Origin of the sequence: Wolbachia endosymbiont (group B) of Episyrphus balteatus, from assembly GCF_947250575.1 — a bacterium.
Lineage (GTDB): Bacteria > Pseudomonadota > Alphaproteobacteria > Rickettsiales > Anaplasmataceae > Wolbachia.
The window spans coordinates 976,156-991,711 of the sequence record NZ_OX366325.1; the positions used below are offsets into that span (position 1 = coordinate 976,156).

Consider the following 15,556-nt stretch of genomic DNA (forward strand, 5'->3'; position numbering starts at 1 on the left):
TCTACTTTGCTCTATATAATTCACAGCATTTTTTTGTTAACTCTCTCACTCTACCAATATAGGCTGTACGTTCATTCACACCAAGCACACCTCTTGCATCAAGTAGATTAAGTAGATGGCTCGTTTTAATACATTGGTCATAAGCTGCTATCGGCAATTCTTTTTCAACAAGGAATTTACACAGTTTTTCTGTATCCTCAAACTGCTGTTGTACTACTTTAGTATCATAATAATCAAGTGCCAGGTAAGAAAACTCTCGCTCTCTTTGTTTAAAAATATCTCCATAAGTTGCACCGCTACCGTTCCACATTATGTCGTAAACATTATCTACACCCTGTATGCACATTGCTAAACGCTCTAACCCATATGCTACTTCACCAGGAATTATTCTGCAGTCAATACCTCCCACTTGCTGTATATAAGTAAGTTGTGTTACTTCCATTCCGTTGCATGTAACCTCCCAACCAAGACCGGATGCGCCAACACTTGGGTTTTCCCAATCATCTTCAATAAACTTAATATCATATTCTTTTGTCGATACACCAAGAGCTTTTAAGCTATTTAAGTAAATATCTTGCAAATTGCTGCCAGATGGTTTTATTATAACTTGGTATTGATGATGCTGATATAAACGATTAGGGTTGTCGCCATAGCGTCCGTCTGCAGGTCTGATTACTGGTTGTAGATACGCAATTTTTGTTGATTTTTCGTCAATCGCTGACATGATTGTTGCGGGATGTAGTGTTCCAGCTCCAACTTCAGACGTATATGGATGAAGTATAGTACACCCTTCATCTGCCCAAAAATCTTGTAATCCCTTTATTATATCCTGTAGATTCACGCAAACTGTATATCTTTTAAACTGAATACATAAGCAAATAAGTACTATTCTATACTTATTTTTTTAATAGTGCCATGAAAATAGTCACTCAAGGCTATTGAACTTTCTTTTACATACTCAAATATGCTTTTGTTTAAAACAATCGCATCATGCATAGTCAGATCGCAGAATATAAATGCAGTCAAGTACAATAAAATCACTGCATAAAACACATGAAAAATCCCTTCAAATGTGATTGATATTGCATTGTTATAACTAAGCTGTATCGTACTTATCGGCCATGGTTTTATTACTTCTACAATATTAAAAAATAAATAAGGTATTATAAAGAAAAAGAACAAATGCATAAGATCATTAAACCAAAATGGACATTGAAGTATTGCCTTGCATATACTTAAATAGAATTTACTTACAATATAATAAATTGACATTATTGCCGGCATCGAAAACGCAACAGTCATCACCTGTCCTGATGCTATTTGTATTACTATATTCTCATCACTGCTGGCTGAAGGATCTTGAGTATGAAAAATAGATATGCCAACTAATTGCAGCACTAACATAACTATTGCTAGCTTGGTAAAAATAGCAGCTACAACTATGCCTGAATTCGGCATTTTATATAGTATAAAATCACCTCCGTATGTAAGCATTAATATAATGTCGGTAATAAATAATATTAGAAAAGAAGACCAATAATGCTGCCAACCCGGTAAATATCCTACTCCTAAAAAAGAGCTTACTATTTTGGCAGGAAAAACCTTGCCTAGCACCTTACCCAAAAATTGAAAAAAAATCCCCATGTCCTAACTAACACTTGACTTATATTTTTCACAATACTGAATTGTAATGGACTTATCAATACACTTCTTGCATAGAAAAAAGGCAAATAGTTAAAAACGATCTAAATTTACCAATAACCGTTATCCCTTCTTTCTTCATATTAGTGCCTCTATCCCAGTGCTCCTTTTCCTGTCATTCAAGTAGCCCCTTTGCGTCATTAGATCTCTTGCATAACTGGAATTCAAAAGTTGATGTCATTCCAGCTCATGACGCTGGAATCTAGTCTTTATTATGATTCAATTTGCGGTTAGTTTTTCTGGATCACAGTGTCACGCACTGTGATATGATGTCAGTATGTATAGCTAATTCAAAATATTAAAAAATTTACTAAATAAAAAAAGGCAAAAGAACCCCCTTATAGCGAGTTTTATAATTTAAATTGGCGTTGTAATAATGTGCTAACGCTTATTTTAAGCGCGATTTGGCTGAACGTAGAAAAAATAAAAAAGACATGCAGCCGCTATAATTTTATGTAATTTGCCAATAAATACCTGAGTTTTTTACTGAATTTTTGTTGTTAAATCTGCAGAGATTAAAAACAAGGATAAATACTTTTATTGATATGATAAGGAAAGTGGGAAGGTTTGTCAAGTCACTTCGGCCAGCTACCTACTTAGATGTTCCACACTGCTAAGTAGATACCAAATTTTTTGCAACATCAAGTGCAGCATAGGTAAATATTGCACTTGCACCTGCACGTTTAAAACCAATTAAGGACTCATAAATCACTCTGTTATAATCCAACCAGCCATTATTTGCTGCAGCTTTTATCATTGCGTATTCACCGCTTACTTGGTAAGCAAAAATCGGAAAATTAAACTTTTCACTTGCTGTTTTTATTACATCTAAGTATGGCATACCCGGCTTTATCATAATAAAATCTGCACCTTCATCTATATCCATTTCGATTTCGCAGATTGCTTCACGTGCATTTCTATAATCCATTTGATAACCACTTTTGTCGATGAAATTTGATGATGCGCACGAACCGACAACTTGCCTGAACGGCGCATAGAAGCTAGAACAGTACTTTACTGCATAGGACAATATTGACACATTCTGAAAGTTATTATCATCCAATGTTTTTCTTATTTTTCCTATCCTGCCATCCATCATATCAGAAGGAGCAACTATATCGCATCCTGCTTTTGCTAAAACAAGTGCTTGCTTACATAATGCTGACACAGTCTCGTCATTTTCTACATCTATCCTACTGCTTTTTAAAATGCCATCATGACCGTGAGTAGTGTATGGGTCTAGTGCAATGTCTGCAATAATGCCAATATCCGGTACATTTGATTTTACAGCACAAATTGCTTTACAGATTAAATTGTCAGGATTGTACGCTTCCTCGGCGTTTTCAGATTTTAGTTTACTATCAACTACAGGAAAAATTGCAACAGCATTAATCCCCGAGTCCTTAGCTTTCTGAATTATAGAAATTAATCCATCTATTGAATAACATTTGATATCAGGTAAGCCAGAAATTGGCTTAATTGTTTCTTCTCCGTCATGAACAAATAAGGGAAAAATCAAATCATTTACTGATAAAGTGCTTTCACTTGTTAAATTGCGAATCCACTTGCCTGAGCGCCTACGCCTTAACCTTGTATTTGGGAAATTAAACATTGGATCCAGGCAAATTCCCAGTAAAAAGCAACACTCCTGAAATGAGTATTACCCAAAGTACCGATATTGGCAAAAATACTTTCCAACCAAGACGCATTAATTGATCATAACGATAACGAGGTATTGTAGCTCTAATCCAAACAAATATAAACAAAAGTACAACTATCTTCAAAACAAACCAGATTAAACTAGAAATTTTATACAGCAAACTAAGCTCTAATGGAGGATACCACCCTCCTAGAAAGAATATTGTCATCATAGCGCTTGCTAAAATCATATTTGCATATTCTCCCAAGAAAAAGAGAGCAAAAGGCATTGATGAATACTCGACGTTATACCCAGAGACGAGCTCTGCTTCAGCTTCTGGTAAGTCAAATGGGTGACGATTAGTTTCGGCAAGCAAAGAAATAAAAAATATTATTCCTATAGGCATTAGTAATAAATCAATCCAAAATGGCATATTATGTTTCGCTACCACCATCTCTCCAAGATTTAATGTGCCAGTTGTAATAACAACTGTAGCAACTATTAGACCTATTGAAACTTCATATGAAATCATTTGAGCAGCTGACCTTATAGCGCCAAGAAATGCATAATTAGAATTACTAGACCAGCCTGCAATAATAATGCCATATATTCCCAAAGAGGATATAGCTAGCACATAAAGCACTCCAACATTAATATTTGATATTACCTTAGGGATTATTACCTGCTGTCCATTTTCTGTAATTATTTCAGCTCCAAATGGTATAACTGCCCAGGAAATTAATGCTAAAATAAAGGTGAGCATTGGAGCCATAATAAACAGTATGGTGTTTGCTCTAAATGGTATTATCGGCTCTTTAATTATCAATTTGATAGCATCTGCAAATGGCTGTAGTAGCCCAAATGGCCCTACTACACTTGGACCATGCCTTAGTTGAATTGCACCAATAACTTTACGCTCAAAGTACACTAAATATGCTACTGAAAGCAAAAGTGGAATAAGAAGAAAAAGAATATCAAATATCAAGTACATGCAACCCTAAATCAAAAAAATAGTTCATAATTGTGGCAATAAAAAATACAGCAAATGCTCTAGACACAAAAGACAATGTCCCTATTGAAATCAATAGGACAACACTTTTCTGTACAGCATTTAGCTTAATAGAATAGTAAAATGATATGCATATGAATGACACTAGTGACATCATAATTAAGATCATTGTGAGAGGCAAATAATTCCCTCTTCCCTCGGTAACTATAATAAATGTTATTGCCATCCATACATATCCTTCCGTAAATAGTGCAATAATATCATTGATAAAATCAACTAGCTTATAAACGAACTGTTTTTCTAATGTATTTTGTTCTTTACACAAAAATATAGAGTTTAATTTTCGTTGAAAATATACCAGAGTTATTAGTAATAATGGTGTTAGAATAAATAAAATATTAAGTAGAGTGTTCATAAAAATCCTTAGTACAATCTGCCATTATTTTTGAAGCACGACCTATTGAGTCTGTCATATAAAAATTACACTCCTTTAAAGTAAAAGGCGTATTACTTAAATTTATTTTACCATTGCTGATTGGTACCCATGTATTTTTTACCACTTGATCAACACTTCTAAACTGTGGACCGATAGTATCTAATTTTTTTCTCACATCAAATAAACTATCATATAACAAGGAAAGGCTCAAATATTGGGATAAATTTTTAATAATCAACCAATCTTCCTTTGCTTCACCAGGAGGAAAAACAGCTAAATTTGTTCTCTGTACTCGCCCTTCAGTATTTACATAAGTTGCATATTTTTCTGTGTATGCAGCTCCAGGTAGAATGACATCTGCTATATGCGCTCCCCTATCACCATGGTGGCCTTGATAAATTACAAATGTATTTTCTAATTTTGATGTATCAATTTCATCTGCACCAAGAAGATAAACAACTTCCACCTCGCCACTTTCTGCCTGTTTTAGCATCTGATTAATGTCTTTTCCACCTTTGCTAGGAACAAATCCAATATCGAGTCCACCAACCCTTGCTGCAGCCTTATGCAGTACGTTAAAGCCATTCCAGTCATCTCTGATCATGTTAAATTTTTCTGCAATTTTGCCAGCTAGAGCTAAAACTGATTCAGAATCATCTCTTATTAATGCATCTTGACCGATAATTAGCATAGGGTTCTGAGCCGCACTCAGTAACTCGCAGAATTTGTGATTTCCCTCTTCTATTTCTTTTAGAACGTTTGGACCATCACCTAATCTTTCAACATTATATAGATATTCAAGATTAGGACCAATATTTGCAATAGTGAAATTACCTTGTAAATATCTCTTTCTCAATCTTGCGTTAATTATTGGTGCTTCTATCCTTGGATTCGTATTGATTAGCAAGCATAAATCTGCACTTTCTATACCCTGAATAGTGGTATTGAACACATAAGATCCACGATTACTTGATATAAGATTTGCACCATCTTGCCTGCAGTCTATATTCCCCGAACCAAGCTTCTGCATCACTTCTTTGAGTAGAAGCATAGACTCACAATCTGCTAAATCACCTGCAATTGCAGCTATTTTGTTTGATTTCGTACTCTTTAGTTTCTTTGCAGCAAAAGCCAATGCTTCATTCCAATCAACTGGAATTAATTTGCCCTCTTTTTTTATATAAGGTCGATCGAGGCGTTGTACTTTGAGTCCATCGTAAGCAAAACGAGTTTTGTCTGATATCCATTCTTCGTTCACTTCTTCATTGAGTCTTGGCAATATTCGCATAACTTCAGGACCACGACAATCAACTCTAATATTACTTCCCACAGCATCTAGCACATCTATAGTTTCACAATGTGATAGCTCCCATGGACGTGCTGTAAAAGAATAGGGCTTTGAAGTTAAAGCTCCCACCGGGCAAAGATCTATAATATTCCCAGATAATTCAGAGCTAATATGCCTTTTTATGTAAGTACTAATCTCTATATTTTCTCCCCTTCCAATTCCTCCAAGTTCATTTGTACCTGCAACATCAGACAAAAATCTAACACACCGAGTGCAATGAATACACCTGTTCATTGCAGTTTCAATCAGCGGACCAAAATGTTTTTTTGGCACAGCCCTCTTATATTCATCAAGTCTGCTGATTCCTTTACCATAAGCCATCGTGATATCTTGCAAATCGCATTCACCACCTTGATCGCAAATTGGGCAATCAAGCGGGTGGTTTATTAGCAAAAACTCAAGCACACCTTCACGCGCCTTTTTTACCTTGGGAGTATCCGTGTGAATAACCATACCCTCTGCAACTGGCATTGCACAAGAAGCTACTGGTTTTGGAGGGCCACCCTCAACTTCAACCAAACACATTCTGCAGTTACCAGCAATTGCTAAACGCTCATGATAACAAAACCGCGGAACTTCAACGCCCACAACTTCACAAGCTTGAATTATAGTGAGCCCATGCTCTACTTCACATTCCTTAGAATTAATAGTAACTTTAACCACAACTACTATACAGCTTCCCACTTTATAGGATTGCCGCTTACCTCATCTTCAACTAGATTGCCGTTATCGTATTGAGCAGACATATAGTTCATACGTGAATCACGGTCTATATATCTAACCGGCTTTACCGGTTTATCCTTATACATTTTTTGTTCTGCTTTCTTACGCTGAGTAGGGTTATTTTTACTAGCTGTTTTCGCTTTTCCGCCTGCTGCCATATAAACTCCTAAAAACTTCCTATTTTATTCTAACACTTAAGTATATACCGTCAATACCAAATAGCTTTAAAGTTTTAATAGTCCATCATTACAATCATCATTTGAACAAAATACTTTCTCTTGATGCTGCTCAAGTGTGTAACTTTAGAATCCCCAAAAAAGAAAATGTAAGTTACTTTGATGATATCATTTTCTACGTCTTATAAATAGACATTCATGTAGCCGTAAATTAAGCTATAAACTCAATACAAAGATCCTTAATTATTAATCTCATAGTACTTCTCAACCAACTTATTTAGCAACCTTACACCGAAACCTACTGCCCCTCTTGGAGAAATATCAGTGCCTTTTTCGTGCCAAGCAGTGCCTGCAATGTCTAAATGTGCCCAACAAGTGTCGTTTACAAAACGCTGTAGAAACTGTGCAGCCATTATACTATCTCCACCAGAACCTGCAGGAGCTATATTTTGCACATCAGCAATCGGCGAATCAATAATTTTGTTATAAGTTTCATTCATAGGAAAGCGCCATAATTTCTCATTTACTTCATTTCCTGCATCAATCAGATGATTCGCTAATTCATCGTTATTTGAAAAAAGACCAGCATATTCATTACTTCCCAGTGCAACCACTATAGCACCAGTTAAAGTTGCAAGGTCGATCATAAATTTCGGTGCAAATCTATCTTGTGTATACCATAAAGCATCCGCAAGTATTAGTCTTCCCTCTGCATCGGTATTTAATATTTCTATTGTTTGTCCAGACATTGAAGTGACTACATCGCTCGGTCTTTGAGCATTACCATCCACTGCATTTTCTGCAAGTGCAACCACACCAATTGCATTTACTTTTGCTTTTCGCCCAGCTAGAGTATGCATCACTCCAACTACAGTAGCAGAACCTGCCATGTCATATTTCATTGACTCCATACCGCGTGAGGGTTTAAGTGACACTCCACCAGTGTCAAACGTTATACCCTTGCCTATAAAAGCTATTGGTTTTTGTTCTTGAGAAGCCCCATTCCATTTTATCACCACTAACTTTGGCTCTTTACTACTTCCTTGTGCTACTCCAAGCAGGGCTCCCATTTTTTTCTCTTCCATTTGCTTTTTATCAAGCACTTCAACCTCAAGACCAAGTTTAGTAAGTTCAGCTTTTATACGATTAGCGTAAGACTCTGGATATAAAATATTAGGTGGCTCAGTAGTAAAAGCACGTGCAAGAAAGATACCTTCACCTTCGTGTTTTAAACGCTCAAATGATTTTTCAATGCTACTTAACTGTTCATCTTTTACTAATAATGTAATTTCCTCTACTTCTGTAATTTTTTCATCCTTTTTAGTTTTATACTTATTAAACTTGAAACTGCGCAGAAATGCTCCATATGCAACATTTGCTGTACTGCCCTCGATTGAAATAGCTGCTCGCTTGATTCTTAATCTGCTTAGCTCACAATATATTTTACCACCAATATTTAATCCTTTGCTTTCATCCCATTCATCTCTCATTCCAAGACCAGCAACTATAATATTTTTTCCCTCTGATGAAGTAACGGAGAAAAATTCACCAAAACCTCCATTAAAACCACTAAATTTCTTGATGTTATCTATAGCTTGCTTATCTTGTAGAACATTAGTTATGAGCTTATCACCCTCAAACAAACCTACCACTAGCGTCTCAAAATCGGGTAAAGCTTTAGAAATTGTTATCTTCATCGTTGACATCTCCGTTGCAAATAATTGTAAGCTGCACATAAAACATAGTAAAAACATTAGTAAGATATTTTTCATATACATTTTAAGTACAATAGCGCTTAAGACTACTATGAACTCCCCTGATATGCAAGGGCTTTATCTTTTATCAGAAAATTTGTTATGCCCACCTAGGGTTATATTAAATGTGTAGGTCTTCATGGCCTGATTGTTATAAGTAAATGGTGCTATCAGAAGGCTTGCAAGTCCACTCTCAATAAGATTACCAAGAAGAAGATCATCACAGTTATCGCAATTATGATCAGCAAAAAACATTTGTGTTGTGAATTCTGGAAAATCTGGATGTTGGACCAAAAAGTTGATGTGTGGAGCCCTATCACCAATTTTACCTGGTACTATTGTAATAAAATTATAATAGCCAAGGTTATTTACTACAAATCTTCCTGATCCAGCAAAATTTGGATCAAGCTCCACATTTTCATCATAATAGCTCATGCCAAGTGAGTCTGCGTGCCATATAGAAACCACAGCATTTTGTATCGGTAAGCAATTTACATCAGTAACTCTACCCACTACATTTATTAATTCTCCTGCTGCATTATTTGGAGAGCCAGGTTTTCTTCTTAAATTATTTGAAGAGTTAAAGCTTTTTGGCCTTGTTTCAAGATCATAAATCCCTGGAGTTTCAATACAATTAAGCAAAATAGGATCAGCCGCAAATAATGACAAATCGAATATAAATTGTACTAAAAACGCTAATAAGATATTTTTTACATTCATTTTGTTTATAGTGCTTTTATCAGAATTATAGCAACCTTTTTCTTTTATTAAAGACAAGACTTTCTTTGAATCCTCCTTAGAATCACAACTATCCTTTCAGTGTATGAGTTTTAGGTTTTAGTACTGCATACACAACTGCACGGACTTCCAATTTAGAAATTGCAAATCAATCCAAACACGCAAGTGTAATGTTACCGCCACATGCTGTAGTGTTGACACTTACAACCTTTTCTATAGAAAAACGTTGCAGATAATTAGGACCACCAGCTTTTGGTCCGGTACCTGACAGTCCTCTACCGCCAAATGGTTGCATTCCAACTGCTGCACCTATTTGATTGCGATTGATGTATACATTTCCAACTGATATTTTCTTGCTTATTAAATCGATCTTACTTTGTACACGGCTTTGCAAAGAAAACGTAAGTCCATATCCTGTATTGTTTATATCACTTATAACTTCATTTAACTGCGACTTATTAAAACGTATGATATGTAAAATAGGCCCAAACACTTCTTGCTTTAATTGCGAAATTTTTTGTATCTCATAAATGTACGGAGGAAAGAAATAACCATTATAAGAATTTGTATCCATGGGTACCTTGGACAAAAGGTTTGAATCTTCATCCCTTGATATTTTTTCCGTATGTTTAGTGAGCATATCAATAGATGCTTTGTCAATTATTGGACCAATATCTGTGCTCAGTTGTATTGGGTCACCTATCTTTAGTTCTTGAGCTGCATTGCATATCATTTTTATCTGTTTTTCTGCTATATCTTCTTGAATAAATAGCACTCTGAGAGCAGAACAACGTTGACCGCCACTGCGAAATGCAGAAATTAAAACATCCTTAGTTACCTGCTCTAAAAGAGCAGAACTATCAACAATCATAGCATTTAATCCACCAGTTTCAGCGATAAGTGGCACAATAGGACCATCTCTGCTGGCAAGCATTCTATTAATTATTTGAGCGGTCTGTGTTGAGCCGGTAAAAGCTACACCGGAAATTCTATTATCTGGCACTAATATTTTACCTAAATATCGACCATCTCCTGGAACAAGATGTAATACATTTTTTGGTATTCCAGCTTCGTGTAGTATCTTAACGGCTTCATAGGCAATAATCGGCGTTTGCTCTGCCGGTTTTGCCAGCACTGCATTACCTGCTACAAGTGCAGCTGAAACCTGCCCAATGAAGATAGCAAGTGGAAAATTCCACGGTGATATGCATAAGAAAACTCCTCTGCCCTCAAAAAAGATGAAGTTATCTTCACCTGTTGGACCTGGCAATTTTTTCCAGTCATTCAGTTCGTTTTTTGCTATCATTGCATAATAGCGCAAAAAGTCGATTGCCTCTCTTACTTCTGCTATTGCATCGGATAAAATTTTTCCTGCTTCCAAGATGAGAATGTAAACCAACTCTTTCATCCTTTCCTCAAGCAAATCTGCAGCTTTTTCAAGGCATTTAGCGCGCTCTTCTGCTGAAATATTCTGCCACTTAGTAAAAGCACTATGTGCTATTTCAAGAGCATTTAAAGCCTGAGCGCTTGTTGTACTTGACACTTCTCCAATTACATTTTCCAAATGTGCAGGATTCACTACTTCGATAAATTCAGCACTATCAAGTAGTGCCTTTCCATCAATTATTGGCCCAACTTGCCATTTCTTTTCACTAAATTTTTTTATATCATTTGCAAATTGCGAAACTGTAATTGAATCACTAATATCCATCCCCAAGGAGTTTTTTCTTTCCTCTCCAAAAATATCTTGTGGCAATGGAATGTTTTGATGAGGTTCATATTCTAAACTTTTAGCTTTTTCTAATGGATCCGAGACTAATTCTTCAATTTTAACGTTAGGATCATTTATTTGATTGACGAACGAACTATTAGCTCCATTTTCAAGAAGACGCTTAACAAGATATGGTAATAAATCACTACGTTTACCAACTGGTGCATATATACGACAGCTGATGCTTGTTGCAAGTTCTGACATTGCATAATCATATAAATCCTCACCCATTCCGTGTAAACGCTGAAACTCAAATCCAGGATGATCTTTGTCAGCAAGCTCTATTATAGTAGCAAAAGTATAGGCATTATGAGTTCCAAAGCATGGGTAAAAGTGATTTACTTTGCTTAAAAGCTTCTGTGCACACGCAAGGTAGCATACATCAGTATAGCTTTTTCTTGTAAATATTGAATAACCACTTAACCCTAGCTCTTGTGCACACTTGATTTCTGAGTCCCAATATGCACCTTTCACAAGCCTCACCATAATTTTATGCTTTGATCGGATAGCAACATCCTCAACAAAATCAAGCACAGATAAAGCACGTTTTTGATATGCTTGTACAGCCAAGCCAAGCCCTCCCCACTGAGAAAGTGACTCATCAAGACGCAGTTGCTCGAATAAAACTAATGACATCTCAAGTCTTTCTGATTCTTCTGCATCTATGCATAGTGAAATGTTGTATTTTTTTGCTTCACGACAGAGCTCTAAAACCCTAGTAAATATCTCACCAGCAATTCGGTCAAATTGACCAAATTCATAACGTGGGTGCAAAGCAGAAAGTTTTATTGAAATTCCATGGGATTTAAAACAATCATTCACTTCAGTAGTTGCACCTATAGCTTTTATTGAGTGCATGTATGAATCAAAACACTCTTCTGCATCTTCAGCTGTGTGAGCAGCTTCGCCAAGCATATCAAAAGAGTATAAAAACTTACTATTGTCATCTAGTTTTGCATATCTTAAAGCTTCTTCTATGGTTTCTCCAACAACAAAATGATTAGCAAGCATAGACATTGCTTGTTTTACTGCTTTGCGAATGATCGGTTCTCCTAAATTCTTAAGTAACTTAGAAATTGCGTAATAGAACTTCGAATCGCCTTCATTATCTCTCAATATACTGCTACCTATCATCAAGCTCCATGTGGAAGCATTAACAAACAATGAAGAGGAACGCCCCAAGTGTTTATTCCATTCTTGGTTGGTAATTTTATCTTTGATCAATTCGTCTATTGTGTAATCATCTGGTATTCTAAGTAGCGATTCAGCAAGGCACATCAATGCTATTCCTTCATCATTGGAAAGCGAATATTGCTGCATAAAGGAATCTACAATACTTAATTTATTGTGTTTGATTTTTTCAATAACTTGTTTTGCAATATTGTAAATTCTGTTTTTCGAATCAACCGAAAGTTCTACTTTTTCTACAAGATAACGTACACAGCTTTTTTCATCAGTACGATAAAATCCTTGTAAACGTTTTCTGAGTTCATTAGGTTCTTGTATAGAGCTAATCATAATTATCTATAAAACACCTTTACTATATGTAAGGTAAAATTATATCATAACTTCGCATAGAACAAATCATTATTTAAAAGGACCAGGGCTGGAGCTAAAAGAAGTCTAGTACTTACTTTTACTAAGTCGAAAGAAGTATGTAGCTTAACACTCCACCACTCATTAAGTATTTAATCTCAGTTGCGGTTTGTACACAGCATTTGAGTTGTATTGATTGCTTTGAATTATCCTGTCTTTTAATGATACATTCTAGATTTCCATTTGATACTATTTCACCTTTTATGCTTATTATCTCACTACCATCAAATATCTTTCTGGTTATTCCATTTTGGAATATAAGTGGAAGAACACCCATGCCGACCAAGTTGGACCTATGTATGCGTTCAAAACTTTCTGCAATCACAGCTTTAATTCCCAGTAATGCAGTACCCTTTGCTGCCCAATCCCTACTTGAACCTGTACCATATTCTTTTCCTGCAATGACAACTAATGGAACAGCTTCTCTTTTATATTGCATTGCTGCATCAAAAATTGACATAGTTTCTTGAGAAGGAATATGTTTTGTATAGCCACCCTCAGCGCTCACCATTTTATTTCTTATTCTGATATTAGCAAAGGTTCCACGCATCATTACGTTGTGGTTACCGCGGCGAGATCCATATGAATTGAAATCTTGCGGTTCAACTCCAAGACCTTTTAAATATATGCCTGCAGGACTATTTGAGGCAATATTTCCAGCAGGGGAAATGTGGTCGGTAGTGACGCTATCGCCAAACATCGCTAGTATTTGCGCATTCTTTATATCAACTATGTTGCTTCCATTGTTCTTAGTCGATAAATTATCAAAATAGGGAGGGTTTTGTATATAAGTGCTTTTCGCGTCCCAATCATAGATTTCACCTTTCTCACACTTTATCTTTTGCCAATGCTCATCACCAGAAAAAACATCCTTATACTTTTGTATGAACATTTCACGCGTCACAACACTTTTAACACAGCTCTCAACTTCATTATTTGTTGGCCATATATCTTTGAGATAGACATCATTTCCATTCTTATCTTTGCATATTGAATCTTTTGTCAAATCAATTTGCACAGTGCCTGCAAGTGCATATGCAACAATAAGTGGCGGAGATGCCAAGTAATTAGCTTTGACTAACGGATGAATTCTTCCTTCAAAGTTACGATTGCCAGACAAAACTGCAGCAACAGTTAAGTTTTTGTTTTTTATATCATCCTCTATATCCTTATTAAGTGGACCAGAATTTCCAATGCAAGTTGTGCAGCCATATCCAACTAGATTAAAACCCAAAGCATTTAGATCTACCTGCAATCCAGACTTTTCTAAATATTCTGTCACAACTTGTGACCCTGGAGCAAGAGAAGTTTTAACCCAAGGCTTTGATTTTAATCCAAGTTTAATTGCATTACGAGCTACAAGACCTGCAGCAATCATCACACTTGGATTTGAGGTGTTAGTGCAGCTTGTTATTGCTGCAATCACTACGCTGCCACTCTGGAGCTGATCGCCATAGATAGGTTCCAACGAAGGTCTGTTTGTCTCATTAATAGGAAAAGATGTAGAAAAAGATTCCGCTACTTCTGAAAGGAAAATCTTATCCTGTGGTCTTTTAGGACCAGCCATCACTGGCTTTACGCTTGATAAATCAAGCTCTAGTGTGTCAAAAAATGCTAACTCATTACTGCTACGCCACAATCCCTGCTCTTTTGAATAGACTTCAACTAATTTGATCAGCTCTTCTGGTCGCCCTGTTAAATGTAAATAATCGAGTGTTTTCTGATCAATTGGAAAAAACCCACAAGTTGCACCATATTCTGGGGCCATGTTAGCTATAGTGGCCCTGTCTGCTAGAGATAAATAATCTAAACCATCACCATAAAATTCTACAAATTTACCAACAACACCTTTTGTTCTTAGGATACTGGTAACCGTCAGCACTAAATCAGTCGCAGTTACTCCTTCCGGTAGTCTGCCAATTAATTTAAATCCAACTACTTCTGGAATCACCATACTAATTGGTTGACCAAGCATCACAGACTCAGCTTCTATGCCTCCAACACCCCAACCAAGGACTGATAACCCGTTAATCATTGTAGTGTGACTGTCAGTACCAACTAAAGTGTCAGGATATATGACCCCATCATTATTACACACAACTTGCGCTAAATACTCAAGGTTTACTTGATGGCAAATTCCAGTACCTGGTGGTACTACTCTAAAATTTGTGAAGGACGACTCTCCCCACTTTAAAAATTGATATCTCTCCAAATTTCTTTTTACTTCTAGCTCAACATTTTTACTGAATGCGGAAGTGCTTCCATAACTATCTACTTGAACAGAGTGATCGATCACAAGATCAACAGTTACAGATGGATTTATTTTGCTTGGGTTACCTCCGTTTTTCTTCACATAATTACGCATTGAAGCTAAGTCAACGACAGCAGGAACTCCTGTGAAATCCTGCATCAAAACCCTTGCTGGCTTGTAGCTAATTTCGTGATTAATGTGTTTCTTGACGCAATTTGCTAATATCTTTATGTCATCTAATTTAACGCTTACTCCATCTTCGTTGCGCAATAAATTTTCAAGCAATACCTTGAGTGAACAAGGCAATTTGGTTAAATTTACTCCTAAGAATTTACCAGCGTTACTTAGGTTAAAGTAGTTATATAACCTTCCATCAATATTTAAAGTCGTCTTTGCATTTAAAGAATTGTTCAT

The 15,556-nt window shown here is 36.1% G+C and carries 11 protein-coding genes; all 11 read right to left on the reverse strand.

Translation table 11 applies throughout. From position 1 onward, the window contains the following. Window position 1 precedes the first annotated feature (1 nt). Entirely contained in the window at window positions 2–841 is an 840-nt protein-coding gene (locus OOL05_RS04625) for a glycine--tRNA ligase subunit alpha (protein ID WP_264374578.1), read from the reverse strand. A gap of 44 nt (window positions 842–885) precedes the next feature. Next, window positions 886–1,644: a hypothetical protein gene (locus OOL05_RS04630; protein ID WP_010404500.1), complete on the reverse strand. Its 759-nt coding sequence runs from the start codon at window positions 1,642–1,644 to the stop codon at window positions 886–888. A 670-nt stretch (window positions 1,645–2,314) separates the two neighbouring features. Further along, on the reverse strand, window positions 2,315–3,313 hold the full coding sequence (hemB, locus tag OOL05_RS04635; RefSeq protein WP_264730007.1) for a porphobilinogen synthase: 999 nt from the start codon (window positions 3,311–3,313) through the stop codon (window positions 2,315–2,317). Further along, the gene (nuoH, locus tag OOL05_RS04640) at window positions 3,306–4,331 is read right to left on the reverse strand and encodes an NADH-quinone oxidoreductase subunit NuoH (protein ID WP_264730009.1); all 1,026 of its coding nucleotides are present in this window, start codon (window positions 4,329–4,331) and stop codon (window positions 3,306–3,308) included. The genes hemB and nuoH overlap by 8 nt, the downstream gene beginning before the upstream one ends. Beyond that, window positions 4,315–4,764: a hypothetical protein gene (locus tag OOL05_RS04645; protein WP_010404400.1), complete on the reverse strand. Its 450-nt coding sequence runs from the start codon at window positions 4,762–4,764 to the stop codon at window positions 4,315–4,317. Before OOL05_RS04645 ends, nuoH begins: the two co-directional genes overlap by 17 nt. Then, complete coding sequence (gene nuoG / locus OOL05_RS04650) at window positions 4,748–6,796, reverse strand: NADH-quinone oxidoreductase subunit NuoG (RefSeq protein WP_264730011.1); 2,049 nt, start codon at window positions 6,794–6,796, stop codon at window positions 4,748–4,750. The genes OOL05_RS04645 and nuoG overlap by 17 nt, the downstream gene beginning before the upstream one ends. A gap of 5 nt (window positions 6,797–6,801) precedes the next feature. After that, window positions 6,802–7,014, reverse strand: a complete 213-nt coding sequence (locus tag OOL05_RS04655; RefSeq protein WP_006279675.1) for a hypothetical protein — start codon at window positions 7,012–7,014, stop codon at window positions 6,802–6,804. Window positions 7,015–7,271: 257 nt separating this feature from the next. After that, window positions 7,272–8,729, reverse strand: a complete 1,458-nt coding sequence (locus OOL05_RS04660; RefSeq protein WP_264730013.1) for a leucyl aminopeptidase — start codon at window positions 8,727–8,729, stop codon at window positions 7,272–7,274. Window positions 8,730–8,864: 135 nt separating this feature from the next. After that, window positions 8,865–9,506, reverse strand: a complete 642-nt coding sequence (locus OOL05_RS04665; protein ID WP_064085711.1) for a protocatechuate 3,4-dioxygenase — start codon at window positions 9,504–9,506, stop codon at window positions 8,865–8,867. Between the two features lie 166 nt (window positions 9,507–9,672). Beyond that, window positions 9,673–12,813 (reverse strand): bifunctional proline dehydrogenase/L-glutamate gamma-semialdehyde dehydrogenase PutA, encoded by a 3,141-nt coding sequence (putA, locus tag OOL05_RS04670; protein ID WP_264375954.1) that lies wholly within the window; start codon window positions 12,811–12,813, stop codon window positions 9,673–9,675. A 121-nt stretch (window positions 12,814–12,934) separates the two neighbouring features. Continuing rightward, window positions 12,935–15,556: an aconitate hydratase AcnA gene (gene acnA, locus OOL05_RS04675; protein WP_264375955.1), complete on the reverse strand. Its 2,622-nt coding sequence runs from the start codon at window positions 15,554–15,556 to the stop codon at window positions 12,935–12,937.

Excerpts from the sequence above, each read along its gene's own strand:
- OOL05_RS04630 (WP_010404500.1), bottom strand. The coding sequence starts at position 1,644 with ATGGGGATTTTTTTTCAATTTTTGGGTAAGGTGCTAGGCAAGGTTTTT.
- hemB (WP_264730007.1), bottom strand. The coding sequence starts at position 3,313 with ATGTTTAATTTCCCAAATACAAGGTTAAGGCGTAGGCGCTCAGGCAAG.
- nuoH (WP_264730009.1), bottom strand. The coding sequence starts at position 4,331 with ATGTACTTGATATTTGATATTCTTTTTCTTCTTATTCCACTTTTGCTT.
- OOL05_RS04645 (WP_010404400.1), bottom strand. The coding sequence starts at position 4,764 with ATGAACACTCTACTTAATATTTTATTTATTCTAACACCATTATTACTA.
- OOL05_RS04655 (WP_006279675.1), bottom strand. The coding sequence starts at position 7,014 with ATGGCAGCAGGCGGAAAAGCGAAAACAGCTAGTAAAAATAACCCTACT.
- OOL05_RS04660 (WP_264730013.1), bottom strand. The coding sequence starts at position 8,729 with ATGAAGATAACAATTTCTAAAGCTTTACCCGATTTTGAGACGCTAGTG.
- OOL05_RS04665 (WP_064085711.1), bottom strand. The coding sequence starts at position 9,506 with ATGAATGTAAAAAATATCTTATTAGCGTTTTTAGTACAATTTATATTC.
- putA (WP_264375954.1), bottom strand. The coding sequence starts at position 12,813 with ATGATTAGCTCTATACAAGAACCTAATGAACTCAGAAAACGTTTACAA.
- acnA (WP_264375955.1), bottom strand. The coding sequence starts at position 15,556 with ATGAACAATTCTTTAAATGCAAAGACGACTTTAAATATTGATGGAAGG.